Source organism: Amycolatopsis sp. NPDC004625, from assembly GCF_040609695.1.
Taxonomy (GTDB): Bacteria; Actinomycetota; Actinomycetes; order Mycobacteriales; family Pseudonocardiaceae; genus Amycolatopsis.
Window position 1 is genome coordinate 34611 of the sequence record NZ_JBEXKX010000015.1, and the last position, 26669, is coordinate 61279.

The 26669-nt window shown below is 72.0% G+C and carries 19 protein-coding genes; 9 read left to right on the forward strand and 10 right to left on the reverse strand.

The window, feature by feature from the left end:
• The first annotated feature begins 6 nt into the window (after positions 1-6).
• The 6 genes from der (at position 7) to ABZW17_RS18945 (ending at position 12831) form a co-directional block, all read left to right on the forward strand.
• Entirely contained in the window at positions 7-1467 is a 1461-nt protein-coding gene (der, locus tag ABZW17_RS18920) for a ribosome biogenesis GTPase Der (RefSeq protein ID WP_354815201.1), read from the forward strand.
• A gap of 305 nt (positions 1468-1772) precedes the next feature.
• Positions 1773-5648, forward strand: coding sequence for a Pls/PosA family non-ribosomal peptide synthetase (locus tag ABZW17_RS18925; RefSeq protein WP_354815204.1), 3876 nt, complete (start codon positions 1773-1775; stop codon positions 5646-5648).
• 92 nt (positions 5649-5740) lie between these two features.
• The gene (locus ABZW17_RS18930) at positions 5741-7156 is read left to right on the forward strand and encodes a M1 family metallopeptidase (protein WP_354815207.1); all 1416 of its coding nucleotides are present in this window, start codon (positions 5741-5743) and stop codon (positions 7154-7156) included.
• Between the two features lie 125 nt (positions 7157-7281).
• Complete coding sequence (locus ABZW17_RS18935) at positions 7282-9579, forward strand: glycoside hydrolase family 95-like protein (RefSeq protein WP_354815210.1); 2298 nt, start codon at positions 7282-7284, stop codon at positions 9577-9579.
• Between the two features lie 26 nt (positions 9580-9605).
• Positions 9606-11879: a Tat pathway signal sequence domain protein gene (locus ABZW17_RS18940; protein WP_354815213.1), complete on the forward strand. Its 2274-nt coding sequence runs from the start codon at positions 9606-9608 to the stop codon at positions 11877-11879.
• A 79-nt stretch (positions 11880-11958) separates the two neighbouring features.
• Positions 11959-12831, forward strand: a complete 873-nt coding sequence (locus tag ABZW17_RS18945; RefSeq protein ID WP_354815216.1) for a peptidylprolyl isomerase — start codon at positions 11959-11961, stop codon at positions 12829-12831.
• Between the two features lie 118 nt (positions 12832-12949).
• Here the strand turns inward: ABZW17_RS18945 and ABZW17_RS18950 are convergent, their stop codons facing one another.
• From ABZW17_RS18950 to ABZW17_RS18970, 5 genes are all read right to left on the reverse strand, one after another.
• A complete protein-coding gene (locus ABZW17_RS18950; RefSeq protein ID WP_354815219.1) occupies positions 12950-14692 on the reverse strand; it encodes an FAD-dependent monooxygenase in 1743 nt (580 codons plus the stop codon).
• On the reverse strand, positions 14689-16431 hold the full coding sequence (locus tag ABZW17_RS18955) for a maleylacetate reductase and hydroxyquinol 1,2-dioxygenase domain-containing protein (RefSeq protein WP_354815222.1): 1743 nt from the start codon (positions 16429-16431) through the stop codon (positions 14689-14691). Before ABZW17_RS18955 ends, ABZW17_RS18950 begins: the two co-directional genes overlap by 4 nt.
• 75 nt (positions 16432-16506) lie before the next feature.
• Positions 16507-17382, reverse strand: a complete 876-nt coding sequence (locus tag ABZW17_RS18960; RefSeq protein WP_354815225.1) for an AraC family transcriptional regulator — start codon at positions 17380-17382, stop codon at positions 16507-16509.
• A 77-nt stretch (positions 17383-17459) separates the two neighbouring features.
• Positions 17460-18326, reverse strand: a complete 867-nt coding sequence (locus ABZW17_RS18965) for a PDR/VanB family oxidoreductase (protein WP_354815228.1) — start codon at positions 18324-18326, stop codon at positions 17460-17462.
• Between the two features lies 1 nt (position 18327).
• Complete coding sequence (locus ABZW17_RS18970; protein ID WP_354815231.1) at positions 18328-18948, reverse strand: MSMEG_1061 family FMN-dependent PPOX-type flavoprotein; 621 nt, start codon at positions 18946-18948, stop codon at positions 18328-18330.
• 57 nt (positions 18949-19005) lie between these two features.
• On the opposite strand from ABZW17_RS18970, the gene ABZW17_RS18975 reads away from it, so the two are divergent.
• Positions 19006-19623 (forward strand): TetR/AcrR family transcriptional regulator, encoded by a 618-nt coding sequence (locus tag ABZW17_RS18975; RefSeq protein ID WP_354815234.1) that lies wholly within the window; start codon positions 19006-19008, stop codon positions 19621-19623.
• Positions 19624-19626: 3 nt separating this feature from the next.
• Here ABZW17_RS18975 and ABZW17_RS18980 read toward each other — a convergent pair whose 3' ends face one another.
• Together ABZW17_RS18980 and ABZW17_RS18985 are read right to left on the reverse strand one after the other, a co-directional pair.
• Positions 19627-20931 (reverse strand): hypothetical protein, encoded by a 1305-nt coding sequence (locus tag ABZW17_RS18980; protein WP_354815237.1) that lies wholly within the window; start codon positions 20929-20931, stop codon positions 19627-19629.
• A 66-nt stretch (positions 20932-20997) separates the two neighbouring features.
• Complete coding sequence (locus ABZW17_RS18985; RefSeq protein ID WP_354815240.1) at positions 20998-21576, reverse strand: response regulator transcription factor; 579 nt, start codon at positions 21574-21576, stop codon at positions 20998-21000.
• Between the two features lie 22 nt (positions 21577-21598).
• On the opposite strand from ABZW17_RS18985, the gene ABZW17_RS18990 reads away from it, so the two are divergent.
• Positions 21599-22555, forward strand: a complete 957-nt coding sequence (locus ABZW17_RS18990; RefSeq protein ID WP_354815242.1) for a histidine kinase — start codon at positions 21599-21601, stop codon at positions 22553-22555.
• On the opposite strand, the gene ABZW17_RS18995 is transcribed toward ABZW17_RS18990, so the two are convergent.
• From ABZW17_RS18995 to ABZW17_RS19005, 3 genes are all read right to left on the reverse strand, one after another.
• A complete protein-coding gene (locus tag ABZW17_RS18995; RefSeq protein WP_354815245.1) occupies positions 22530-23267 on the reverse strand; it encodes a polysaccharide deacetylase family protein in 738 nt (245 codons plus the stop codon). The genes ABZW17_RS18990 and ABZW17_RS18995 overlap by 26 nt on opposite strands.
• Positions 23268-23343: 76 nt before the next feature.
• Positions 23344-24150, reverse strand: a complete 807-nt coding sequence (locus ABZW17_RS19000; RefSeq protein WP_354815248.1) for an NAD(P)-dependent oxidoreductase — start codon at positions 24148-24150, stop codon at positions 23344-23346.
• Positions 24151-24176: 26 nt separating this feature from the next.
• A complete protein-coding gene (locus ABZW17_RS19005) occupies positions 24177-24980 on the reverse strand; it encodes an IclR family transcriptional regulator (protein ID WP_354815251.1) in 804 nt (267 codons plus the stop codon).
• A gap of 153 nt (positions 24981-25133) precedes the next feature.
• Between ABZW17_RS19005 and ABZW17_RS19010 the strand changes: the two genes are divergently transcribed.
• Positions 25134-26639: a sodium:solute symporter family protein gene (locus tag ABZW17_RS19010; RefSeq protein WP_354815254.1), complete on the forward strand. Its 1506-nt coding sequence runs from the start codon at positions 25134-25136 to the stop codon at positions 26637-26639.
• The last annotated feature ends 30 nt before the right edge of the window (positions 26640-26669 follow it).

Here is a 26669-nt window from a genome sequence, read left to right on the forward strand (position 1 = left end):
GTTCCGATGGAAGAGTTTGACAGCGTCGGCGAGATCGACGGCACCTGGTCCGACGAGACCGAATTCGCCGCGCTCGACGCGCAGATCGAGGCGGCGGAAGCGGCCGAGGAGGCCGCTCTCGGGCAGCCGGTGCTCGCCGTCGTCGGCCGGCCCAACGTGGGCAAGTCGACGCTGGTCAACCGCATCCTCGGCCGGCGTGAAGCCGTCGTGCAGGACGTGCCGGGCGTGACCCGCGACCGCGTCGCCTACGACGCCTACTGGGGTGGCCGCCGGTTCACCCTGGTCGACACGGGTGGCTGGGAGCCGGACGCGACCGGGCTGCAGGCCTCCGTCGCCGCCCAGGCCGAGCTGGCCATGCAGACCGCGGACGCGGTGCTGCTGGTGATCGACGCCACCGTCGGCGCGACCGCGACCGACGAAGCCGTCTCCAGGGTGCTGCGCCGCTCGAAGAAGCCGGTGCTGCTGGCCGCGAACAAGGTCGACGACGACCGGCTGCTCGCGGACACCGCGTCACTGTGGTCGCTCGGCCTCGGCGAGCCGCACCCGGTCAGCGCGCTGCACGGCCGCAGCTCCGGCGACCTGCTCGACGCCATCCTCGAGGCCCTGCCCGAGTCGCCGCGCGAAGGCGGCGCCGTGACGTCGGGGCCGCGGCGCGTCGCGCTGGTCGGGAAGCCGAACGTCGGCAAGTCGAGCCTGCTCAACAAGCTGTCGGGCGAGGAGCGCTCGGTCGTCGACTCGGTCGCGGGCACCACGGTCGACCCGGTCGACTCGCTGGTCGAGCTGGACGGCGAGACCTGGCGGTTCGTGGACACGGCGGGCCTGCGCAAGCGCGTCAACTTCGCCGCCGGCGCCGAGTACTACGCGTCGCTGCGCACGAAGACCGCGATCGACGCGGCCGAGGTCGCGATCGTGCTGCTGGACGCGGCCGAGCCGCTGTCGGAGCAGGACCTGCGCGTGCTGACCATGGTCGTCGAGGCCGGCCGGGCGTGCGTGCTGGCGTTCAACAAGTGGGACCTGGTCGACGAGGACCGCCGCCACGCGATGGTCCGCGAGCTCGACCGCGGCCTGGTCCGCGTGCCGTGGGCGGAGAAGGTCAACATCTCGGCGCTGACCGGCCGTTCGGTGCGCAAGCTGGCGCCGGCGCTGCGGACCGCGCTGAAGTCGTGGGACCAGCGGGTGCCGACCGGCCAGCTCAACGCGTGGCTGTCCGACCTAATCGCGGCCACCCCGCCGCCGGTCCGCTCGGGCAAGCAGCCGAAGGTCCTGTTCGCGACCCAGGCCGGCATCCGCCCGCCGACGCTGGTGCTGTTCACCACCGGCTTCCTCGAGGCGGGCTACCGCCGGTTCATCGAGCGCAAGTTCCGCGAGCAGTTCGGCTTCACCGGCAGCCCCGTTCGGGTGAATGTTCGCGTCCGGGAAAAGAAGGCGAAGCCGAAGGTCGGCGGAAAAGCCGCCCGAACCCGGTGACGTTAGGGGCATCACATGTGATTGAGCGGGCATCATTCGTGATTGGCGGGGCATCACTCTCGATGCCCGCCCCATCACGCGTGATGCCCCTCTGATCACGCGTGATGCCCCGTTGATCGTGAGGTCCGACACGCAAGCGTGATCCTGGAGATATCTTTCGTTCATCTTGCGTTAGAGTGGATGGTCGTTGCGGGCGCCTCAACCAGGAGAGCGAGCCCGATTGAGGCTCCCGAAAGGTGAGTGGTGGGCTTGCGCGCCCATGGTTTGTCCCTGCACGTTTTCCGCACGGTCGAGGTGAACGCCCGATGACCGTCACGATCGAGCCCACCGGAACCACCCCCGAGGTCATCCTCGCCGATCGGGCGCTCTTCTGGTCCGGCCTCGGCGCCGGCGAGCGCACGCTCCTCGACGTCCTCGCCGCGACTGCCGAGCGGCACCCGAACGCCGCCGCGATCGACGACGGCACCACCACGCTGACCTACCGGCGGCTGCTCGACGAGATCGACGCCTACGGCCGCCGCCTCAAGGGCTACGGCGTCGGCCTCGGCGACCGCGTCGGCATCCGGATCTCCTCCGGCACCGCGGAGCTGTACACCGCCATCCTCGCCACCCTCTCCGTCGGCGCCGCCTACGTGCCGGTCGACGCGGACGACCCGGACGAGCGAGCCGAGCTGGTCTTCGAGGAAGCCCAGGTCGCGGCCGTCGCCACCGACGGCAGGATCGAGGTCCACAGCACCCCGGGCGGCCGCGAAGGCGTCCCGGGTCCGGCCGACGACGCCTGGATCATCTTCACCTCCGGTTCCACCGGCAAGCCCAAGGGCGTCGCGGTCAGCCACGCGAGCGCGGCCGCGTTCGTCGACGCCGAGGCCGAGCTCTTCCTCACCGACGAGCCGATCGGCCCCGGCGACCGCGTCCTGGCCGGCCTGAGCGTCGCCTTCGACGCCTCCTGCGAAGAGATGTGGCTGGCCTGGCGCCACGGCGCCTGCCTGGTCCCGGCGCCGCGCGCGCTGGTCCGCACCGGCGTCGACCTCGGCCCGTGGCTGGTCGCGCAGCGCATCACCGTCGTCTCGACCGTGCCGACACTGGCCGCCCTGTGGCCCGCCGACGCGCTCGAGGACGTCCGCCTGCTCATCTTCGGCGGCGAAGCGTGCCCGCCCGAGCTGGCCGAGCGCGTCGCCGTCGAAGGCCGCGAAGTCTGGAACACCTACGGCCCGACCGAGGCCACCGTCGTCGCCTGCGCCGCGCAGCTGACCGGCGAGGGCCCGGTCCGCATCGGCCTGCCGCTCGTCGGCTGGCAGCTCGCCGTCGTCAACGAAGAAGGTGAGCCGGTCGCCATGGGCGAGACCGGTGAGCTCGTCATCGGCGGCGTCGGCCTGGCCCGCTACCTCGACGCGGCCAAGGACGCCGGGAAGTTCGCGCCGCTGCCGTCGCTGGGCTGGCAGCGCGCCTACCGCTCGGGCGACATGGTCCGCGCCGAAGAAGAGGGCCTGCTGTTCCTCGGCCGGCTCGACGAGCAGGTCAAGCTCGGCGGCCGCCGCATCGAGCTGGGCGAGGTCGACGCCGCGCTGCAGGCCCTGCCGGGCGTGCAGGGCGCGGCCGCCGCGATCCGCCGCACCAAGGCCGGCAACCAGGTCCTCGTCGGGTACGTCGTCCCCACGGCCGAAGACTTCGACCTCGACCAGGCGGCGACCCGCCTGCGCGAGCACCTGCCCGCCGCGCTGGTCCCGCTGCTCGCCGTCGTCGACGACCTGCCGACCCGCACCTCCGGCAAGGTCGACCGCAACGCCCTCCCGTGGCCGCTGTCCACAGTGGAGGCTTCCGGGCTGACCCCGACCGAGACGTGGCTCGCCGAAGGCTGGGCCGAAATCCTCGGCGTGTCGGTCGACAGCCCGAAGGCCGACTTCTTCACCCACGGCGGCGGCAGCCTGACCGCCGCCCAGGTGGTCGCCCGCATCCGCACCCGGCACCCGCAGGTGTCGGTGGCCGACATCTACGCCCACCCCAAGCTGGGCGCGCTGGCCGCGATGCTGGACGCGCTGAGCGGCCAGGCCACCGAACGCCGCGACATCGCGCCGACCAAGCGCCGTGCCGGTGTCATCCAGACAGTGCTGATGGTCCCGCTGATGGGCCTGGTCGGGCTGCGCTGGGCGACGCTCGCCGCCGCGCTGTCGAACGTCCTGTCCCTGCTCGGGTTCGCCTGGGCGCCGACTCTGAGCTGGGCCTGGATCGGCCTGGCCTGGGTGGTGCTGTTCAGCCCGTTCGGCCGGATCGCGATCGCCGCCGGCGGTGCGCGCGTGCTCCTCTCCGGCGTCCGCCCCGGCACCTACCCGCGCGGTGGGAGCGTCCACTTGCGACTGTGGACGGCCGAAAAGCTGGCCGAGTTCAGCGGCGCGGACAGCGTCGCCGCGGCGTCCTGGATGACCACGTACGCGAAGGCGCTCGGCGCGCGGATCGGCAAGGGCGTCGACCTGCACTCGCCGCCGCCGGTCACCGGCTTCCTCAAGCTGGGCCGCGGCGCCGCGATCGAGCCCGAGGTCGACCTGACCGGGCACTGGGTCGACGGCGACGTCGTGCACATCGGCAAGGTCCGCGTGGGCGCGGAGGCCCGCGTCGGTGCCCGCAGCACGCTGTTCCCGGGCGCCCGCATCGGCAAGGGCGCGGAGATCGCGGCCGGCTCCACCGTCCGCGGCGCCGTCCCGGCCGGGCAGCGCTGGGCCGGTTCGCCCGCCGCGCGCGTCGCCAAGGACGAGCGGGACGCGCTGAAGTGGCCGTCGAGCCGTCCGCCGCGGTCGCACCTCTGGGCCGCCCTCTACGGCGTGACGTCGGTGGCGCTGGGCTTCCTGCCCGGCGTGGCCGCGCTGGCCGGGGTCGTCGTCCTCGGCTACGGCATCGCCGGTGCGCCGACGCTGCTCGACGCGTTCACCCGCGCGCTGGTCTTCGTGCCGGCCGCGACCGCCGCGTACTTCCTGGCGTACATGCTGCTGGTGCTGGTCGGTGTCCGGGCGCTGAGCATCGGCATGGTCGAGGGGTACCACCCGGTGCACGGCCGTGTCGCCTGGCAGGTCTGGGCCACCGAACGGCTGATGAGCATGGCCCGCGAAGGTCTGTTCCCGCTGTACGCCAGCCTGTTCACGCCGGTCTGGCTGCGGCTGCTCGGCGCGAAGGTCGGCCGCAACGTCGAAGCGTCGACCGTGCTCGCCCTGCCGAAGATGACCAAGGTCGACAGTGGTGCGTTCCTGGCCGACGACACCATGGTCGCCACCTACGAGCTCGGCCACGGCTGGCTGCACGTCGCCCCGGCGCGGATCGGCAAGCAGGCGTTCCTCGGCAACTCGGGGATGACCGCGCCGGGCCGTTCGGTGCCGAAGCGCGGCCTGGTCGGCGTGCTGTCCTCGACGCCGCTGAAGGCGAAGAAGGGCTCGTCGTACCTCGGCATGCCGCCGCTGCCGGTGCGCCGCGCGGTCGGCGAGGCCGACACGAGCCGCACCTACACCCCGGCGCTGCACCTCAAGGCGGCGCGGGCGCTGGTCGAGCTGTGCCGGATCGTCCCGGTCATGTGCGGGGTCGCGCTGACCGTCACGGTCGCCTTCGCGCTGCTGTGGGTGGCTTCCGCGTACGGATTCGGCATCGCCCTGCTGCTGGCCGGGCCCGCCCTGCTGGCCGCCGGGATCGTCGCGGCGCTGACCGCCACGGTCATGAAGTGGCTGCTGGTCGGCAAGTTCCGCGAGGTCGACCACCCGCTGTGGAGCTCCTTCGTCTGGCGCAACGAGCTGGCCGACACCTTCGTCGAGGCCCTCGCGGTGCCGTGGCTGATCGGCTCGGTCGGCGGCACTCCGCTGCTGACCGCGTGGCTGCGCACGATGGGCGTCAAGATCGGCCGCGGCGTCTGGCTGGAGACGTACTGGCTGCCCGAGGCCGACCTGGTCGAACTCGGCGACGGCGCGACGATCAACCGCGGCTGCGTCGTGCAGACGCACCTGTTCCACGACCGGATCATGAGCATGTCGAGCGTGACGCTCGGCGAGGGTGCCACCCTCGGCCCGCACGGCATCGTGCTGCCGGGCGCGGGCATCGGCGCGCGGACGACGGTCGGCCCAGGCTCGCTGGTGACCCGCGGCGACGAGGTGCCGGCCGACACCCGCTGGCTGGGCAACCCGATCTCGGCGTGGCCGGGTAAGTAAGCCGGTAGGTAACGAAAGCAGGACCGGGCGCGCCGGACTCACCCGTCCGTGCGAGCCTGGTTCCAGCACGCACGAGGAAAGGTTCGCGACGGGTGATTTCGAAGGCTCCGGCACCGGCCCCCGGCGCGGACACCTCGGGTGATCCCTACCTCCCGGCCCACGGCAACGGCGGCTACCGGACCCGGCACTACGACCTGAACCTCGACTACAAGGTCGCGCCCAACCGGCTGTCGGCCTCCGCGGTGATCACCGCGGAGGCGACGCAGGCGCTGTCGCGCGTCAGCTTCGACTTCGGCGAGTTCCGGATCAATCGCGTGCTCGTCGACGGGAAGGCCGCGAAGTACCTCAAGCGGGGCGCGAAGCTGCACGTCAAGCCGGCGAGGTCGATCCCGGCGGGTGCCGCGTTCACCGTCGAGGTGCACTACGTCGGCAATCCGCGGCCGGTGCGCAGCCGCTGGGGTGACGTCGGCTGGGACGAGCTGACCGACGGCGCGCTGGTGGCGAGCCAGCCGGTCGGGGCGCCGTCGTGGTTCCCGTGCAACGACCACCCGTCGGACAAGGCGGCCTACCGGGTGAGCGTGACGACGGCGTCGCCGTACCTGGTCGCGGTCACCGGCACCCTGGTCGAGCGGACGACGTCGGCGAGCACGACGAAGTGGGTCCACGAGCGGCGCGAGCCGACGGCGACGTACCTGATGAGCGTGCAGATCGGCCGCTACGACGAGGTCGAGCTGACCGGCCGCGGCTGGTTCCCGCACACCGGCGTCGGGCTGCGCCGGCTGAGCCTCGGCATCGGGCGCGCGACCGGCCAGGTGGAGTCGATCTTCGAGACGGTGTCGCAGCGGGCGGCCGTGCCCCCGCGCCTGCGCCGCGCGTTCGACCGCGATTTCGGGCGCCAGGGCCGGATGATGGAGTTCCTGCAGCGGTTGTTCGGCGCGTACCCGTTCGCCGAGTACGTCATCGTCGTCACCGACGACGACCTCGACGACCCGATCGAGGCCCAGGGCATGGCGATCTTCGGCGCCAACCACGTCGACGGCCGCCGCACCCACGAGCGGCTGGTGCTGCACGAGCTGGCCCACCAGTGGTTCGGCAACAGCCTGACGGTGGCGGACTGGCGCCACATCTGGCTGAACGAGGGCTTCGCGACGTACGCCGAGTGGTTGTGGTCGGAGGAGTCCGGCGGCCCGGCGGCCGCGGCCCTGGCCCGCGAGTGGTACACGCGCATCAAGGCCAAGCCGGCGGACGTCCGGATCGCCGACCCGGGCGTGGCCCGGATGTTCGACGAGCGGGTGTACAAGCGCGGCGGGCTGACGCTGCACGCCCTGCGCGCGGAGATCGGCGACCCGGCGTTCTTCGCGCTGCTGAAGTCGTGGGCCGAGGAGCACCGGCACGGCCTGGTGACGACGGAGGCGTTCGTGGCCGCCGCGGAGAGGCATGCGGGACGGTCGCTGAGCGCGTTCTTCACCCGCTGGCTGTGGACGCCGGCCCTGCCGCCGCTTCCCTGATTCATCGGATGTCTCTGCCGCTTTCCGGGTGAACTCCTCTGGCCTTTTGGCCGTCTCTCTGCAAGTATGACCGCACGCCGCCGCTGGATCTTGCCGAAACGTTGTATGAATTCGGAGGATGCTTCATGGACGCAGTGTCCCGGCGGACGGTGCTCCGCTCGGCTTCGGTCCTCGCCGGGGCGGCGGCCTTCGGGGGTCTCTGGGCCCGTGCGGCCCCGCCCGCGCTCGCCGCCGGTGGCGGGAATCCGCACGCGCGGGTCGCCGCCGATGCGCGGATGCTTTGGCGGCGGCTGCCGAAGAACTGGCAGGAAGGCCCGTTCCTGGCCAACGGCTACCTCGGTGCCCAGGTCTACGCCGGCGCGACGCCGCAGGTCCTCAAGATCATGCTCAGCCACACCCAGGTGCAGGACCAGCGCATCCAGTGGGAAGCCGGCATCGGGCTGTCGCGGCTGCCCATCGGCTACCTCACGCTCACCCTGGCCGGCGCGATCACCGCCGTCGACTGGACGCTCGACCTCTACAACGCCGAACTCGGCGGCACCATCACCACCACGCAGGGCTCGGTCGCCTTCTCCGCCGTCGTGCACAACGACTCGAGCGTGCTGCTCGTCTCGCTGACCCCGAGCGCGGGGGAAGCGAACGCCGCCTGGGCGTTCCGGCCCCTCGAATCCGCGACCACCCGGACCGTCCGCAAGCCGCCCGAGTACGTCGCCAACCCGGCGCCGGAGCAGGCCGAGGGCTACTGCGCCCAGCCGATGCTCGCCGGCGGCGGGTACACGACGGCGTGGCAGGAACGCACCACCGGCACACGGCGGCTGTTCGCCGCCGCGGTCGCCTACAGCTTCCCGGGCACCACGCACACCGCGGACGCGCGCGACGCCGTCCGGAAAGCGCTTGCCGCGCGGCCGGACGTCCTGCTCGCCCGCCACCGCCGCTGGTGGAACGACTTCCACCGGCGCAGTTTCGTTTCGGTGCCCGACAAGCAGGTGCAGCGGTTCTACTGGATCCAGCTGTACAAGATCGCCGCCGCCACCCGCGCCGAAGGGCCGGTCGTGTCCGAATGGGGGCCGTGGTTCCCCGAGGTGGGCAACAGCTGGACCGCCGTCTGGTGGAACCTCAACGTCCAGGTCACCTACCCGATCGTCAACAGCACCAACCACCCCGAACTCGACGCCGTGACCGAGACGTTCCGGCGCGACCACGCGAACCTCGAGGTGTCCGTCCCGCCCGCGTACCGCGACGGCGACACCTACGCCCTCTCGCACCCCGGCGACTGGCGGCTGCGGCCCGGCGGCACGCGCTCGGTGGGCGTCCCCGGGACGACGTCCAAGACCGACCAGACCGGGAACCTGTTGTGGGGCCTGCACAACGTCTGGCTCGCCTACCGGCACCACCTGGACCGGCGCGTGCTGCGTGACGTCCTGTACCCGACGCTGGCGAAGGCGCTCAACTTCTACCGCCACTTCCTGGTCACCGGCCCGGACGGGGCGCTGCACCTGCCGCTGACCCGGTCGCCGGAGTACGCCGACGCGCCCGACTGCACCTACGACCTTTCGCTCATCCGGTGGGCGGCCCGCACGCTCGTCGAGGCGGCCCGGATCCTTTGCCTGGACGAGCCGCGCGTGCCGATCTGGCGGGAGATCAGTGCGAAACTAGTGCCGTACCACGAGGACCCTGCGGCCGGGGTGCTGATCGGCGACGGCGTTCCGCTGGCCGCGTCGCACCGGCACTTCTCGCACCTGCTGTGGCTGTACCCGTTGCGGGAGAAGGTCTGGGACACCCCGGGCGACCGCGACCTCATGACGCGCACCTTCGACCACTGGGCCGCCGACCAATCCGCCTGGCACGGCTACAGCTACGCGGCCGCGTCGTCGATGAAGTCGGTGATGGACGCGCCCGAAGAAGCGTTGCGGTACCTGAAGTTCTTCCTCGACCGGAACATCGTGGCCGACACCGAGCTCACCGCCAACACGATGTACCGGGAGGGATCGAACTTCGCCATCGAGAGCCCGATCACCGCCGCGCAGTCCGTTGTGGACATGCTGATGCAGGGATCCGGTGGGGTGCTCAAGGTCTTTCCGGCGGTCTCGGCGACCTGGCCGGACGCCTCGATCGCCGGGCTGCGCGCGGAAGGCGCGTTCCTCGTGGACGCCTCCCGCCGCGACGGCCGGACCGAATTCGTCCGCGTGCACAGCGAAGCCGGTGAGCCCCTGGTGCTCCAGCACGGCATCGCCGGGGACGTCGACGTCCGCGACGAGCACGGCCGGCGGCTGCCGTGGCGCCCGGCCGGGCCCTGGCGGATCGCGATCGGGCTGCCCCGCGGCGGCACCGCCGTCGTCACCCCGCGGGGCGGGCGACCCGGCTTCGCGCCTCGGGACGTCCCCGCGCTCGGCCCCGCGCCGGCGTGGGGCCTGCCGAGCTGAACTGGCGTTTTCGACGAGGAGGTCGAATGGACATCACCCGCAGAACCGTGCTCGGCGGCGCGCTCGCCGGGATCGCTGCCACCGGCTTGACCCCGGGGTTCGCTGCGGCGGCACCCGGCGGCGACGACTTCGGCTGGGCCGGGTTCCTGGGCACCGCGGACCTGTACTGGCGGCGGCTGCCGAAGACCTGGTACGAAGGCCCGTTCCTGGGCAACGGGTTCCTCGGCTCCGGCATCTACGCCGAGCCGGGGCAGAACGCGATCCGGTTCAACGTCCAGCACAGCCAGGTCCAGGACCACCGCCCGGAGTACGGCTCCCTCTTCGGCCTGGCCCGGCTGCCGATCGGGTACTTCACGCTCGAACCGGTCGGCGCGATCACCGCGATCGACTGGCGGATGGACCTGTGGAACGCCGAGCTGACCGGCACGATCACGACCGCGTCGGGCAGCCTGAGCCTGCGCGCGATAGTCCACACCGGACAGTCGCTGCTGGCCGTCGAAATCCGGCCGTCCGAGGGGGAACGCGGGTTCAGGTGGGTGTTCCACCCGGCGGTCGCGGTCAGCCCGCGCGCCGATCCGGTGTGGAACAAGCCGCCGCCCGCCGGGTACACCGCGAACCCGCCGGTGCAGCTGTCCACCAGTGGTGACGCGCACCTGGCCGTCCAGCCCCTGCTGGCCGGTGGTGAGCACGTGACGGCGTGGCGTGAGGCCGCGCGCGGCGGCGCGCGCACGCTGTACACGTCGGTGGCCTGGTCGCACCCCGAAAAGACGTCGGTGGCGCGGGCGCTGGGCACGGTCCGGCGGGCGGGGGAGTTCGGCGCGCTGACCCAGGACCACCGGCGCTGGTGGCACGACTACTACCGGCAGAGCTTCCTGTCCATTCCGGACACCCGGCTGCAGAGCTTCTACTGGATCCAGCTGTACAAGGTCGCTTCGGCGGCCCGGCGCGAGGCACCGGTGATGGCGACGTCCGGGCCGTGGCTGGAGAACACGCCGTGGCCGGCGACCTGGTGGAACCTCAACGTCCAGCTCGAATACTGGCTGATCCACGGCTCGAACCACCTGGAGCTCGACGCCGTCAGCCGTGCCCTGGACAAGTACCGCGCTAACCTGTCCAGCCAGGTCGCTTCGCCCTACCAGGCCGACTCGGCGGGCATCCCGCGGACGACCGACATGACGCTGCTCAACGGCGTCTCGAACGCCACCAGCGGGTTCCCCGTCGGGATCCCGGGGCAGGACACGCCGACACCGGAGGTTGGCAACCTGACCTGGGCGCTGCACAACGTCTGGCTGTCCTATCGGCACACAATGGACCGAGCGTTGCTCCGGAACACGTTGTTCCCGTTGCTGCGCAAAGCGATCAACTACTACCTGCACTTCCTCGCGCCCGGGCCGGACGGCCGGCTGCACCTGCCGCCGACGTTCTCGCCCGAGTACGGCGTCAACGCGCCGGACTGCAACTACGACCTGTCGCTGATCCGCTGGGGCTGCCGGACGCTGCTGCAGACCGCGCCCGGCGACCCCCTTGCGTCGAAGTGGCAGAACGTCCTCGCGAACCTCGTCGACTACCCGGCTGACGTCAACGGGTACATGATCGGGGCCGGCGTGCCGTTCGCGAAGTCGCACCGGCACTATTCGCACCTCCTGCAGATCTACCCGCTCTACGACGTCACCTGGGAGCAGCCGGAGCACCGGGCGATCATCGAGACGTCGCTGAACCACTGGGTCGGCTTCGAGGGCGCCCTGCAGGGCTACACGTTCACCGGGGCCGCGTCGATCTCGGCGCAGATGCTGCGCGGCGACCAGGCCGCGTTCTACCTCGGCGAGCTGCAGCGGCGGTACATCCAGCCGAACACGATGTACAAGGAGTCCGGGCCGGTCATCGAGACGCCGTTGTCGGCGGCGAAGTCCCTGCAGGACATGCTGGTGCAGAGCTGGGGCGGCGTCGTCCGGCTGTTCCCGGCGGTGCCGGCGGCCTGGGGTGACGTCGCGCTGCGGGACTTCCGCACCGAGGGCGCGTTCCTGCTCAGCGCGTCCCGCACCGGCGGGAAGACGCGCTGGCTGAAGGTGCACAGCGAGGCCGGGGCGCCGTGCGTGCTGCGGCCGGGCATCGACGGCGAGCTCGCGGTGACCGACGCGCGCGGCCGGGCGCGTCGCTGGCGGCGGCTGGCCACGGGGGACGTCCAGGTGGAACTCGGCTGCGGTGAGGACGCCTTCGTGTACCGGAAGGGGGATCGGCCCGACTTCGGCGTCCGGCCGGTGGCGCCGGGCGGTCCGAGCGCGCCGTGGGGCCTGCCGTGAGCTGAGCCGGCTTCCCGGGTTCGCGCCCGGGAAGCCGGTTCGCACGGCAGTATGGTGCTCTCCGACGAGGGGAGCGTTGATGAGCGAGCCGGACGGCAGACCCGGCCAGTATTCGCCGTGGCCGCCGCCGAAGCCGTCCTCGACGACGGCGATCGTGCTGGTCACCGGGTCGATCGCGGTCGTCGTGGTGATGGTGCTGGCCTTCCTGGCCTGGGGCTCGCCGGGATTCCTGCGCAAGCCGGACGCCCAGGCCGACGGCGCGTTCTGGTCGGCGCCGCCGTCGTCGAGCTCGGCGCCGGTCGCGCCCGGCACCCTGTCGGCGATCCCGGGCGGGCGAGCTCCGACGCCGAAGCGGACGAGGCCGCTGGCCGACCCGGTGACGTGCGCGTTCACCCCCGACCCGAGCTCACCGGCCCCGAAGAAGGCCGCGCTGCCACCGGACGGCCCGGCGCCGTCGACCGGGACGGCCGGGGTGCAGCTGGCGACGACCGCGGGTGACATCGGCCTGACCCTGGACCGCGCGCTGGCGCCGTGCACGGTGGTCAACTTCCTGAGCCTGGCCCGGCAGGGGTTCTACGACGGCACGTCGTGCCACCGGCTGTCGGTGATCACCGGGCTGCAGATGCTCCAGTGCGGCGACCCGGCCGGCGACGGCACCGGCGGCCCGGGCTACACGATCCGCGACGAGGTGTTCCCCGAGCTGACGTACGGCCGCGGCGTCCTCGCGATGGCGAAGACGACCTCCCCCGACTCCGGCGGCTCCCAGTTCTTCCTGGTGTTCGGCGACACGAACATCCCGCCGGACTACACGGTCTTCGGCAGCATCGACGACACCGGCCTCGAAACCCTCGACGCGATCGCCCGCCGCGGAATCGACCCGGCCAAACCGGGCATCGGCGACGGCAGCGGCCCCCCGAAAACCCCCGTGACCCTCACCCACGTCACTTCTTGACCGTGCGGCAAGAGGCATCACGCGTGCTTGAAGGGGCATCACTCGTGATTGGCGGGGCATCGGACGTGATGCCCCGCCAATCACGCGTGATGCCTCTCCGGACACGCGTGATGCCTCTTCAAGCACGGTCCAGGACGTGGCGGAGGGTGGTGAGGAGGGTTGGTGCGGGGGTGGGGGAGAGGGTGGGGTGGCGGAAGGCGATGTAGGCGTCGGGGCGGATGAGGAGGCAGCCGTCTTCGGCGATGGCGCTGAGACGGGACCAGTCGCCGTAGGCGTCGCGGGCGCCGGGGTCGCCGACGCGGACCGTGCGCAGGTCCAGGCCCAGCTCGGCGCCGGCCTTGGCCGCCGCGTCGAGCCACGGCTTGCCGGTGAGGCCGGTCAGGAGCGTCCAGCGGCCGCCGCCCACGAGGTCCAAAGTGGACACCCGGTGTCCGTGCGGCCCGACCAGCCACGCGTGCGGCAGCTTCGCGCCCGGCTCGGTGCTCGGCCGGTGGAACAGTTCCGGATCGCGGTCGGGAGGAGCCGGGACGCCGTCGGGCAGCACCGCCCCCGACACGTACCGCTGGTCCAGCTCCACGCCGTGCGCGTTGAACTCGTAGTGCTTCAGCTCGATCGCCCGCTCCAGCTCACGCCGTTTGCGGGCCCCCTCGGCCGTCGGCGCGAGGCACGTCTCGAGGCCGGCGGTGATGCCGTCGGCGTCGGTGTCGCCCGAGATGCCGAGCGCGGCGAAGATCGGCCCGAACTGGTCGCGGCTCAGGTTCGCCCGGTCGACGATCTGCTTGCCCACCGGCGCCCGCTCGGCCGTGTAGCTGTCCAGCAGCCCTTCGCCCGCCTCGCCGCGCAGCACCATCGCGAGCTTCCACGCCAGGTTGTAGGCGTCCTGAACGGACGTGTTGGACCCCAGCCCGTTCGACGGCGGGTGGCGGTGCACGGCGTCCCCGGCGCAGAACACGCGGCCGCTGCGGTACTCGGTCGCGTAGTTGTGGTTGACCGTCCACAGTGACGTCGAGGTGATCTCGACGTCCAGCGCCGGGTCGCCGACCAGGTCGCGCACCAGCCGCGTCGCCTCCTCGGCGTCCACCGAAGGCGGCGGCTGGGCGATGTCGTACCCCCAGGTCAGCAGCCATTCGTTCCACGGCCGCACCATCCGCACCAGGCCCATCCCGATCCCGCCGAGGTGCGCGCCCGGCCGCATCACCCAGTACAGCACGCTCGGCCGGTGCGCCACGTACCGCGCGAGATCGGCGGTGAACGTGATGTTCATGCTGCCCGCCTTGCCGGTCTGCCCGGCGATCGGCAGCCCGGCCTGCTCGGCGACGCGGCTGCGGGCGCCGTCCGCGCCGACGAGGTACTTGGCGCGCAACGTGAACTCGTCGCCGCGCACCCGGTCGCGGAACCGCACGTCGACGCCGGACTCGTCCTGGGTGAAGGACAGGAACTCCGTGTCCAGCCGCAGTTTCGCGCCGCGCGCGGCGGCCTCGCTGACCAGGATCGGCTCGAGGTAGGTCTGCGGCAGGTCGATCATGTGGCACGGGCTCGCGGCCGTGTATTCGGACGCCGACCGGTCGCCGGTGCCCCAGCTGGCGATCCGGCCGATCTCCGGCCCGGTCAGCGACGTGCAGAGCACGGTGTCGCCCATCAGCTCCGGCGGCGTCCCGGCGGCCAGGGCCCGGTCCTCGACGCCGAGGTCGCGCAGCACCTCCATGGTCCGCTGGTTGGTGATGTGGGCGCGCGGGGTGTTGGCCGTCCAGCCGTACTTGGTGGCCAGCACGGTGGGTACGCCGTAGGTGGCCAGCAGCAGGGCCGCGGAGCCGCCGGCCGGGCCGCTGCCGACCACGATGACGTCGGTGTCGTAGCTCATGCACTGCTCCCTGAGATCCGGAAGGTGAAGTCGAGCCCGTCGGTGAAGTCGACGATCAGGCCGTCCTTGACACCGAACACGGTGTCCGAGCCGAGGTACTCCCCGCCGGCCACGAACAGCTGCGTGATCAGCGTCCGGTAGCCGGGCTTGGCGATCATGAAGTGCAGGTGCGGCGCCCGGTAGGGGTGCCGCCCGACGGCGTCCAGCAGCTGCCCGACCGGTCCGTCGGCCGGGATCGGGTACGCGCTCGGCACGATCGTCCGGAACCGCAGCCGTCCGCCGGCGTCGGTGCGGAACCGGGCGCGCAGCACCGGTCCGTCCACTTCGGGCAGCTGGACGTCGTAAAAGCCGTCCTCATTGGATTGCCAGACGTCGACGACCGCGTCCGCCACCGGGTGGTCGTCCGTGTCGACCACCCGGACGTCCACCGGCAGCGGGGTTCCCGGCAGCCCGGCGGCGAGGTCCGTCCCCTGGGGAGTTTCCGGTGGTCCGTCCACATAGAACGGACCGAGGACGGCCGACGGCGTCGTGTCCGGCGTCCGCGAGTTGGTCAGGACGTCGACGACGCTCGACACGCCGAGGGTGTCCGACAGCAGGATGAACTCCTGGCGCGTGTCGGTGGTGATGTGCCCGGCCCGGGTCAGGAAGCCGATCGCGTACTCCCATTCGGCCTGGGTGAGGTCGGTGCGGATCGCGTAGCCGTGCAGCGTCTCGACCAGGTCGGTCAGCAGGAACCGCACCCGGTCCGGCGCCCCGGCGAAGCTGTCGACGACCTGTTTCGTGAGCGCTTTCAGGCTCGGGCGCGCGGCCGGGCGGGTGCCGTGCCACGCGGCGCGCAGGAAGTCCGGTTCGCCGTCGAGGTCCGCCTCGGTGAGGCCCAGCTCGGCCAGCGAATGCGGGATCGGCAGCGACGCGGCCAGCTCGAACACGTCCGCCGCGTCGTCAAGTCCCTGGTGCGCCATGACGTACGGGAGCAGGACGGCGTGAGTTTCGGCGTGTGGCAGCCCGAACTTGCCGCCGAGGTGGTGGCAGAGCCGGTGGTGCAGGCCCATCTGCACGGCGTCGAGGCACGTCCCCGCGAGCCACGCGCCACGCAGCGCGTCGGTGCGGGCGTCCACATCGGACGGATCGGCCGCGATCCGCGGCAGGGCACCGGTGAGCAGCTCGATCGCTTCCGCGGCGAGCAGGTCGGTCATCGGGTTGGCGTCCGGGGCGTGCCGCGCTTCGACGGCGTGGGCGAGCGCGTTCAGCCCGCTCGCCGCCGACACGGGCACCGGTAGCGAAAGGGTCAGCGAGACGTCGTAGAGAACGGTCGACGGCCGCACCGCCGGGGTGCGGCGGGTGGTCTTGCGGCCGTCGGCCGTTTCGCCGAGGACCGACGTCAGCTCGGAACCCGCGTACGTCGTCGGGACGATCAGCTGCGGCAGGCCGGTCCGCAGCGCGAGGGCCTTGGCCAGGCCGGTCGCCGAGCCGCCGCCGATCGCGACTAGGCCGTCGACGTCGTGTTCGGCGACGACCTTGAGCGCGCGTTCGGTGACGTCGACGGGCGTGTGCACGGTGGCGTCTTCGAACCGCGCGGCCAGCCGGGGGCCGAGCGCCTCGGCGGCCCGGTCGCCGTGGCGTGGGCGGCCGACCAGCAGCACACGGCCGAGCCCGAGGCGATCGACCTCCGCGCCGAGGGTGCCGAGCGAGCCGAAAACCACCCGGACGGGGTTCGCGGCGTAGCTGAACGAGGTCATGCGACGCAGTATCCGGCCGCGAAGAGACCCGGTCCTGCACGTTCGTGCTGCCCGACGGCACGAAACGCGCGTGTGTCAGCCCGCGCGGCGCAGGGCGGCCGGGGTGGTGCCGAGCTGGGCGCGCAGGACCCGCGTCAGGTGCTCCTGGTGGGAGAACCCGCAGCGGACGGCGATTTCCGCGATCGGGTCGTCGCCCGTGCGCAGCAGCAGCCCGGCCTGTTCGACGCGCAGCCGCAGCAGGTACCGGTGCGGCGGCAGGCCCGTGCGGGCCTTGAACCGGCGGGAGAACTGGCTGACGCTCAGCCCGGCCAGCGCCGCCAGGTCGGCCAGCGGCACCGGCTCGGCCAGCCGTTCGGCCATCAGGTCGCGGACCGACGCGAACTGGCGGTCGGAGAGGCCGCGGGCCGGCTCGGGCCCGGGGACCCGCCCGGCGCGGTGGTGGCGGACCAGCTGGGCAGCGACCAGCGCGCCGAGCTGGTCGGCGTAGGTGCGGGCGGCCGGTTCCCAGTCGCGGACGACGCCGTCGAGGCCGAGCACGAGCTGTTCGAGCAGCGGATCGCGGCTGCCGAGCTCCTCGGCGAGCCGCACCGGCGCGTGCGTCCCGGCGGCGTCCTGCACGGCGTCGTCGGCGAGGTAGACGTGCACGGAGTCGAGCTCCCCGCCCAGCTCGACGGACAGCTCGGCGTGCGAGGGCTGCAGGAAGAGCCCGCCGACGGGCATCCGCCGGCTCTGCTCGCGCGGGGTCCCGACCGCGCGCCGGACGGTGACCGGGCCGTCGAGGTGCAGGATCAGCTGGTGGCTGCGGGCGGCGCCGAACTCGGCGCGGTAGGGGCGTTCCCGCTGGCGGGAGACGTAGACGCGGTCCCAGCCGAGCCCGGCGCTGGTCCGGTCCGGGCGGACCCAGGGCAGCGCGAGGATGCCATTGGTGTCGGCCAGCCCGAGTTCGCCCACCGTGCCTCCTCGACGGCGATGGTACCCGCTCTGAGCTGGGTTTTCGGCGCACGGACGCCGGAGCCGCCGAGGGACCGTCAGACGTCCAGCACGAGCCGGGGTGACGACGAGCGCGACACGCACGGGTACATCCGGCCGGGCGCGGCGCCGATGTCGTCGCGGTGTTCCGGTTCGCCCGCCAGCACCACGACCTCGCAGCTGCCGCACACACCCTCCCGGCACGCGGAGGGCACCGGGCGCCCGGCGTGGTTCAGCGCGTCCAGCAGCGTCTCGTCCGCCGGGACCTCGACCGTGCCGCCGGAGCGGGCGCAGGCCACCTCGAACGCCGTGCCGGGCCCGAACGTCCGCCGGGTCGGTTCGAAGCGTTCGGTGTGCACTGCGGGGAACGCCGCCTCGGCCGCGTCCACCATGGACGCCGGGCCGCAGCAGTAGACCTCCGCGGCCGGGAACTCCTTCGCCAGCGCCGCGAGGTCCGGGCGCCCGAGCCGCACGCGTTCTCCGTACTCCGCGGCGAGTTCCGCGGCGAACGCACGGCCCGCGTACGCCAGCGTCACCGCGGCACCGGAGGCGACCGCGGCCCGCAGCATCGGCATGATCGGCGTGATCCCGATCCCGCCCGCCACGAACAGGTACGCCTCCGCCGGGAGCAGCGGGAAGTGGTTGCGGGGCACCGAAACCGGCAGCGTCCGGCCCGGTTGCAGGAACAGGTGGACGTACTCGGAGCCGCCGCGGCTCAGCGGGTCGAAGCGGACCGCGATCCGGTACGCCGAGAGGTCGCCGGGGTCCCCGCACAGCGAATACTGCCGGGTCAGCCAGTTCGGCAGCTCCAGGTCGATGTGCGCGCCCGGTTCCCACGGGGCCAGGGGGCCTTCGTCGCCGCGCAGGACCAGCGAGACGACGTCGTCGGTCACCCGCTCGATGCGCTCCAGGGTGGTTTTCTGCACGTCAGTACAGCTTCCGGTAGCCGGCTTCGAGGAGCTGGTCGAGCAGCGCCGGGTCGACGTTCATCTTCTCGCCGGCGATTTCCCCGGCCGAGGGCAGCTCCGCCGCCAGCGCCTGGCTCGCCGGGTCCCACAAGCGCGACCGGATCAGCGCCCGGCCGCAGTGGAAGTACACCTGCTCGACGCCGACGACGATGGCCAGCATCGGCGCCTTCGCCTCGGTGCGCATCCGGGCGAGCACGTCCGGGGCGTCGGTGACGTACGCGCTTCCGTTGACGCGCAACGTCTCCCGCATGCCGGGGACGAAGAACAGCAGGCCGACGCCGTCGTTCTCGCCGATGTTGCGGAAGGAGTCGGCGATCTTGTTGCCGGGCCGGTCGGGCAGGGCCAGGGTGCGCTCGTCGAGGACCTTGACGAAGCCGGGGTAGTCGCCGCGGGGCGAGCAGTCGGCGCGGCCGGCCGCGTCCGCCGTCGCGAGGGTGAGGAACGGCGAGTGCGCGATGAAGCGGCGGGCGTGGGTGTCGATGCGGTCGCCGATCTTGGCCTCGATCATCGCCTCGGGCTCGCCGACCCGCGCCCGCACCTCGGCCGCGGAGACGCGGTGCAGCGTGTTTGTGCTGGTCATGCCACAATTATGAGCAAATACTCAGATCTTGACTACTCGCTTTCCCGGAGGGTTCCCGTGTCGTCGGGCCAGCGCCGCATCCAGCCACGTAAACAGCCGCGGCAGGTCCGCGCCGAGCTGACCCGGCAGCGGATCCTGACCGCGGCTGCTCACGTTTTCGCTGACCACGGCTACGCCGCGGGCACCACCAACCGCATCGCCGAGCGCGCCGGGATCTCCATCGGGTCGCTGTACCAGTACTTCCCGAACAAGGACGCGATCCTCGCCGAACTGCTGACCCGCCACCTCGACGACGGCACGGCGGCCGCGGCGAAGGTGCTGACCGGCCCGCTGCCCGAGTCGATCGAGGAGATCTTCCGCGTCTTCGTCCGGCTCGCCGTCGAAGCCCACCTCGACGACCCGCACCTGCTGCGCATGCTGCTGGAGCAGGCCCCGCGGTCCGACGAGCTGCTGGAGCGGATCGGCCGGGTGAAGCGGGACATGGTCGGCCACACCCGCGTCCTGCTGGAGGGGCACCCGGAGGTCCGCGTCGCCGACACCGCGACGGCGGCCCGCCTGGTCATCGCGACCGTCGAGCTGGCCGTGCACGACCTGCTGGCCGAGCCCGACCCGATCGACGCCGGGAAACTGGAGGACGAGATGGTCGCGATGCTGACCCGGTACGTCAAGGGGTGAGGGTCAGCCGAGCCGTTTCACGATCGCTTCCGCTTCGGCCGGGCTGAGGGCGAGTTCGTTGTCGTAGCTGCGGCCGCGCCAGATGTCGTCCAGCTCGCGGGTTTCCTCCCACCGGCCCTGCCCGGCGTAGCGCTCGCCGAACCAGGTGTCACCCACCCCGGTCCTGACGAGCAGGCGCGTGGCGGCGATGTCGAACGTCTCCCGGTAGGTGCCGTAGATGCCGAAGTACCAGGCATCGCCGTCCCATTCGTGGCGCTGCTTGACCCGGCGGACCTGCCGAGCCAGGTGGTAGGCCTGGATGAGCACCTGGTCCGGGCCGGTCTCCTCGACGGTCCGGTGCGGATGGCCGGCCAGCTCGTCACGCAGGCTGCCCGTCCGCCACTCGAGGTCGCGCCCGAAGATCCGTTCGGTGTCGCCGTCGAGGTGCACCACCGCGCGCGGGGCGGTGCGCCCGTCGTCGACGAGGAAGCAGCGTGAGCGGGGGAGCCGCGCGATGACCTGCTCGGCCTCCTCGGCGCCGAGGAGCGGCAGGCAGCGGTCGAAGTCGCGGAGGAGCCGATCGGACCGGGCCCACCACCCCTCGCGCACGAACACCTCTTCGACGCCGTTCACCCGCCGGATCACCGAGAGGACGGTTCCGGACGCCCGTTCCTTCACACCGAAGTACTCCGTGCCCTCGGCGCGGGCGGCCAGTCGCACGCCGGTCTCCAGTTTGGCTCGAAGGTCCTCCGCCTGGTACTCACTGCCGACCGCTTCGAGCTCCAGCCCCGGCGGAACGGGTTCCCACCGGAGGTTCCGCGTATAGGCCTCGGCGACGGCCGGGATGCGCCGCACCACGGCGACGGGGTAGGGCAGCTCGTCCCGGGCGACGAACCAGTGCGCCTGCGCGATCTCCCAGCGGAGCCGATCGTGTTCCGCCTCGGTGATCGCCAGGGAAACGGTTCCCTCGGGGTCTTCACCCGTCGCTCGCCACGTCCCGTCTTCGCCGAGCCGCTCACGGACGCCGTCACGCCCGCGCACGAGGGCTTTGGCGCCCTTCAGCTCGTCGGCGAAGTCGGGGTACGCGAGGTGCACGAAGTACTCGTACTCGCCTTGCCACTGCGTGCGTTGCCGCTCCGCGCGGACGTGCCGGACGATCGTGTGGACGTGCTGCCGGGACTCGTCGTGGCTGCACTCTTCGGCGGCTTCGTCCGGCAGGTCGAACGGCACCCACACCAGATCGTGGGTGAACCCTCTGGCCCGGTCGTGGTCCACCTCGACCACCGCGGCCGGGACGGCCGAGCCGTCGCGGATGACGAAAAAGGTCATATCGGATCCCCCCCCTGTCCCGAGGTTAGCCGATCAAGACGCCGGCCGGTGGCGCCGTTCGGCGGCTCAGCGGTCCCTGGCCACCAGCGCCGCCTGGGTGCGGCTGGTCACCCCGAGCTTGGCCAGCACGTTGCCGACGTGCACCTTCACCGTCCGCTCGGCCAGCCGCAGCCGGGCCGCGATGTCGCGATTGGACAGTCCTTCGCCCAGCAGCTCCAGCACGTCCCGCTCCCGCGGTGTCAACGTCCCGCCGCCGCTCAACGCGGTCGCCGCCGCCGGGCTCAACGCCGCCACGCCCTGGTGGGCGGCGCGGATGGCGGCCGCCAGCTCGTCGCCGGAGGAGTCCTTCAGGACGAACCCCGCCGCGCCCGCGTTGAGGGCTTCGCGGATCTCCCGAGGCCGGCCGACCGTGGTCAGGATCAGCACCCGCGGCGCCCCGGGCCCCAGCCGGCGCAGGACTTCGAGGCCGTCCATGTCCGGCAGGTAGAGGTCGAGCAGGACGACGTCGGCCTCGACGGACGAGCCGAGCAGCTCCGGCCCGCTCGCGTACTGCGCGACGACGTCGAGGTCCGGCTGCGCGCCCAGGATCAGCGCGATGCCCTCGCGCACCAGGGCGTGGTCGTCGACGACCTGAACCCGGATCATGTCCGCACTCTACTGTCGGCCCATGCGCCAGTCCCTCGTCACGACGGCGGCGGTGGCCGTGGTGTTCTTCGCGAGCGGGGCGTGGACGCCGCACCAGGGCTGGTTCGCGGCCGGGCTCAGCGCGGTGCAGCTCGTCCCGCTGCTGTGGTCCCGCCGCGCCCCGGTCGCCGTGCTGGTCCTGGTGACCCTCGCGACGGCCGGGCACCTGCTGCTCGACCAGCCGCGCAACACCATGTACGTGCCGGTGCTGCTCGCCCTGTACAGCACACCCCAGCGGTGGCTCGCGGCCGCCGCGGCGCTGGCCGTCGGCGCGGCCGTGTTCCCGGCGAAGGGCCCGCTCGACGGCACGGTCCTCGCCCTCACGATCTGCGCGGTCGCGTGGCTGCTCGGCGCCGAACGCCGGCGCGCGCTGGCCGACCGGGCCGAGCGCGCGGCCCGGCGGCTGCACGACACGCTCGCCCAGACCACGGCCGTGATGCTCGTGCAGGCCGAGACGCTGCGCGCGGTCGGCGACCTGACCGACGCCGACCGCGAACGCCTCGACACGCTGCTGGCCGCCGGGCGCGGAGCGCTGACGCTCGTCCGCCGCACGCTGGACGACCTGCACGAGGACGCCGAACGGGCCCCGGACCTGGCCGAGGTGCTGGCCCGGCTCCGCACCGCGGGCCTGGTCCTCGACCGCGACCCGGTGCTGCCCGCCCTGCCGCGTCCGGTGCGGGAGCTGGCCGAGCGGTTCGTCGCCGAGACGGCGGTGAACGCGTTGCGGCACAACGGTTCCGGCGTCCGGCTTCGGCTCGGCGTCGACGCCGGTGAGGGGGTGACGATCACGGCGCGGAACCCGCTGAGGGGGACGGCTGAACCGGGGTCGGGTCACGGGCTGGCCGGGCTCGCGGAGCAGGCCGCGGCGGCCGGGGGAGCGGTGACGCACGGCCCGCAGAACGGTGAGTGGGTGGTCAGGCTCGTCCTGCCGAACCGATGAGCTGGGACACCGTCACGAACCGGTAGCCCCGCTGCTTCAGCTGGTCGAGGATCGGCCCGATCGCCCGGCGCGTCTGCTCGCGCGAGGCGTACATGGCGTGCAGCAGCACGATCGAGCCCGGCCGGACCTGGTCGACGACGGCCCGTTCGACGGTGGCCGCGTCCGGGAGGCCGGCGGAATCCGGGGCGACGTCCCAGGTGATCGTCGTGCGGTGGTGCTCGGCCAGGTAACGCGGGAGGGCGAGCAGCTTCTTGCCGTTCGGCGGCCGGAAGAGGATTTCGCCGGGGTAGCCGGCCGCGCGGATCAGGGCGTCGGTGGCCTCGACCTCGTCGGCGACCCAGGCCGGCGTCACGCCGATCATCCGGTCGTGGCGGAAGCTGTGGTTGCCGATCTCGTGCCCGGCGGCGGCGATGTCCCGGGCGAGGTCCGGGTGCGCGGCGATGTCCCGGCCGATGAGGAAGAAGGTCGCGGGCACCTGACGGCTTTTCAGCGTGTCCAGGATGGTGTGCGTGCCGGCGGGATCAGGCCCGTCGTCGAAGGTCAGCGCGACGACCTTCTCGGTGGTGTCGACGCGGTCCACGAGCGTGCCGAAGAACTGGAAGGTCGGCGAGTCGGCCACCTGGAGCAGGGCGTAGGCCCCGGCGATGAGGACGACGAGCGCACTGGCCACGGCGATCGTCCACTTCCGGGCCCGGCGGGATCTCAAGATCATGGGGGTCACCCTGGCGAGGACCCGGGAACGGCGGAAGCCGCGGAGGTACTAGTACCTCCGCGGCTTGCCGGAACCGTCAGAGCGGGTTGTGCGCGCCCAGGGGAGCGGTGCAGAACGGGCCGCCGACGTACTCGGCCGCCGCTCCCGTCGGGGCGGGCTTCGCGGCCAGCTGGTCCGCGTACACCTCCGCGTCGTCCAGGGACTTGTAACCCAGCGCCTCCGCCTCCTCCAGGGAGTAGATCCGGCGCGTGTTGTCCGAGACGCCCCAGATCAGCCGGTACCCCGGCGAAGGCGCCGACAGGCACGCCTCGAACAGCCGGGCGCCGTCGTCGGGGGACAGCCACGTCGTCAACCCGCGCGGGCCCAGCGGCAACGGCGTCTCGAAGCACGAGCCGATGCGGATCACGATGACGTCCATGCCGAAGCGGGAGTGGTACAGGCTCCCCAGCGCCTCGATCGCCGCCTTGGAGACGCCGTAGTAGGTGTCCGGTCGCGGTGACGAGTCCGCCGGCAGGTCGGAGTCGACCCGGCGGAAGCCGACCGCGTGGTTGCTCGACGCCAGGATCACCCGCCGGATCCCCGCGGCCTGCGCCGCCGCCAGGACCGTCTGCGTCCCGTTGATGTTGACGTCGAGGGTGGCCTCCCACGAGTTCTCGCGGCTGTGCCCGCCCAGGTGGATCAGCGCGTCGGCGCCTTCGCACGCCGCCGCCATCGCCGCCGGGTCGGTCACCGACGCGGTCACGATCTCTTCGGAGGCGTCCGACGCCGTCTGCGGGGCGACGTCGAGCAGGCGCAGCACGCGCCCTTCGCGCCTGAGGCGGGGGCGCATCAGGGTGCCGACGACACCCGCCGACCCGGTGATGAGCACACGCTGGTCCGTCATGGGGTTCCTTTCGGTGAGGGCGGCGGCTAGCGGATGCCGGCCCGGCGCAGCTGCTGCCCGAGCTCGGCGGTGGTTTCGGCGAGCAGCTCGCCGACGCGGCGGGCGTCGTCGTCACCCACCTGGGCGATCGGCATCGAGCAGCTGATCGCGTCGGTGCCCGGGATGCGGTACGGGATCACCGCGGCGACGCACCGGACGCCGAGCGTGCCTTCCTCGATCTCCGCGGCGTACCCGCGCTCGCGCGTCGCGGCGCACTCGGCGTGCAGGCCTTCGAGCGTGGTGATGGTGTTCGGGGTGAGCGGGATCAGCGCCGCCGGCATCAGCGCCTCGATCTCGTCGTGCGTCAGCTCGGCCAGCAGCGCCTTGCCCAGGGCCGTCGCATGCGCGGGCAGCGTGCGCCCGACGCGGGAGACGAGGTGCGTCGACCGCTGTGACTCGCGGGTCTCCAGGTAGACGACCTCCGTGCCGTTGCGGCGCGCGAAGTGCGCGGTGAAGCCGGTCTTCTCCCGGATGCGCTCGAGGGCTTCGGTGGCGAACGGGACGACGGCGTCGCGGTCCAGGTACGCCGTGCCGCAGATCAGCGCGCGGACGCCGAGGCGGTAGCGGGCGGTGTTGGTGTCCGCCTCCAGCCAGCCCGCCTCCAGCAGCGTCCGCAGCAGGCCGTGCAGCGACGAGCGCGGGAAGCCGGTGCGCGCGTGCAGGTCGGACAGCGAGAGCCAGACGTCGTTCGCCGCGAAGGTCTCGATGAGGTCGACGGCCCGGCGCGCGGACTTCACGCCCGAGGACTCGGCCGGGGCACTCTCGGCCGCGTTGTCCACCTTTTGCGGCATTTGTGTGCCTCCGTCCGGCCGTTGACTTGTGACTCCGGCCATATTAGCGTCCCGAACAACGTTCTTATGGATGAACATAATCACTATAACAGACTCCGTTCATAGATGTGAACAGTGGCACCACATCGACGTGGACGCGGAAAGGAGCCTGCGGTGCACGCACTCGACTGGACGATGGTCTGCGCGTACTTCGCGCTGATGATCGTGATCGGCTGGTGGTCGCACAAACGGGTCAGCGACGTGAAGGACTTCTTCACGGCCGGCGGCAAGATGCCGTGGTGGCTGGCCGGCATCTCGCACCACATGTCCGGGTACAGCGCCGTGCTCTTCGTCGCGTACGCGGGCGTCGCGTACACCAGCGGCGTCACCGTTTACTTCTGGGGCTTCGCCAGCATCGGCATCGGCGTGGGCATCGGCAGCTGGCTGTTCGCTGCCCGCTGGAACCGGCTGCGCTCGAAGCTCGGCGTCGCCTCGCCGCTGGAGTACCTGGCCAAGCGGTACAACGTGCCGACGCAGCAGGCGCTCGCCTGGAGCGGCAGCCTGCTGAAGATCTTCGACATCGCGGCCAAGTGGTTCGCCGTCGCGACCCTGCTGCACGTCTTCGCCGGGCTCGACTACAACCTCGGCATCCTCATCACCGGCGCGGTCACCCTGGTCTACTGCACCATCGGCGGCCTGTGGGCCGACGCGCTCACCGACTTCGGCCAGTTCGTCATCCAGGCCATCGCCGCGATCGTGATGATCGTCGTGGTGCTCGGCAAGCTGGGCGGGATCTCCGCGCTCTGGACGATGTGGGACAAGCTGCCCGAAGGGCACGTGAACCCGGTGACGTCCAAGTACACCACCATCTTCCTGCTCGTCTACGTGCTGGTGAAGACGCTGGAGTACAACGGAGGCATGTGGAACCTGGCGCAGCGGTACATGGCCGCGCCGAACACCCACGAGGCCCGGCGCGGCGCGCGGCTTTCGTCGGCGCTGTACCTTTTGTGGCCGCTGGTGCTCATGTTCCCGATGTTCGCGGCGCCGCTGTTCATCCCCGGCGTCAAGGACCCGACGCAGTCCTACGCGATCATGACCACGACGTTCCTGCCGCCGGGCCTGATCGGCCTGGTGCTGGCCGGCATCTTCTCGCACACGATGGCGATGGTTTCCTCCGACGCCAACGCGATCTCCGCGGTGATCACCCGGGACATGATCCCGGCGATGTTCCGCCGCACCCGGCAGTGGACCGACGTCCAGGGCCTCAAGGCCGCGCGGATCACCACGGTGATCTTCGTCGCGCTGACCATGCTGGTGGCCACCCAGGCGCAGAACCTCGGCGGCGTGCTGCAGATCGTCGTCAACTGGGTCGCCGCGCTGATGGGCCCGATCTCGATCCCGCTGCTGCTGGGCATGCTGCCGTGGTTCCGCAGGTGCGGCCCGCGCGCGGCGCTGATCTCCTGGGCGGGCGGCCTGATCGACTACGCACTGGTGTACTACGTGTTCAAGGCGAACCAGACCGTCCTCGTCGCAACGCCGATCCTGGTTTCGCTCGCGCTCTACGTCGGCCTCGGGCTGCTCGCACCCGAGCGCAGCGCGGCCGCCGACGAGATCGTCGACACTGTCAACGCCGACGACGACGTCGACCGCAAGCAGGAAGGCACGACCGTGCCCGCCTGACGATGGCCAACCCGGCCGCAACCGAAGAAG